The organism is Bacillus sp. ES1-5, assembly GCF_022487605.1.
GTDB lineage: Bacteria > Bacillota > Bacilli > Bacillales > Bacillaceae_G > Bacillus_A > Bacillus_A wiedmannii.
In genome coordinates this window covers 1-620 of sequence record NZ_JAKVPU010000044.1, presented here as the reverse complement: position 1 = coordinate 620, position 620 = coordinate 1, and the positions used below count along the sequence as shown (strand labels likewise).

Genomic DNA, 620 nt, shown 5'->3' with positions numbered 1-620 from the left:
AGAAAATGAACAGTTAGATAAAGGTTCAGTAGAAATTACAAAAGTAGATAAAGACAGCAAAAAAGCATTAAAAGGCGTAGTCTTTGAAGTGCAAGATGAAGTTGGAACAGTAGTAAAGGAAGTAACGACAGATAAAGAAGGAAAAGCAACCGTTTCAGATCTATCAGTAGGAAAGTACAAATTAGTAGAGACGAAAAGCTTACCGGGTTATAAAAAGCTAACAGAACCAGTACCATTTGAAATAAAAAAAGGTATGACAAAAGCTTTAGCAATAAAAGTAGAAAATGAGCAGTTAGACAAAGGCTCAGTAGAAATTACAAAAATAGATAAAGATAGTCAAAAAGTATTAGAAGGCGTAGTCTTCGAAGTGCAAGATGAGCAAGGCAAAGTAGTAACAGAAGTAAAAACAGATAAAGATGGTAAAGCAAAAATCTCTGATTTATCAGTAGGGAAGTACAAATTAGTAGAGACGAAAAGTTTACCAGGCTACAAAAAGCTAACAGATCCAGTATTATTCGAAATTACAAAAGGTATGACAACAGTCCAATCATTGAAAGTAGAAAATGAACAGTTAGATAAAGGTTCAGTAGAAATTACAAAAGTAGATAAAGACAGCAAAA

General features: G+C 32.6%; 1 protein-coding gene. It reads left to right on the top strand.

The features are described 5' to 3' along the window. Window positions 1-620, top strand: a 620-nt coding sequence (locus MKO96_RS29205; protein WP_276314296.1) for an MSCRAMM family protein, incomplete at both ends; no start/stop codon positions are given.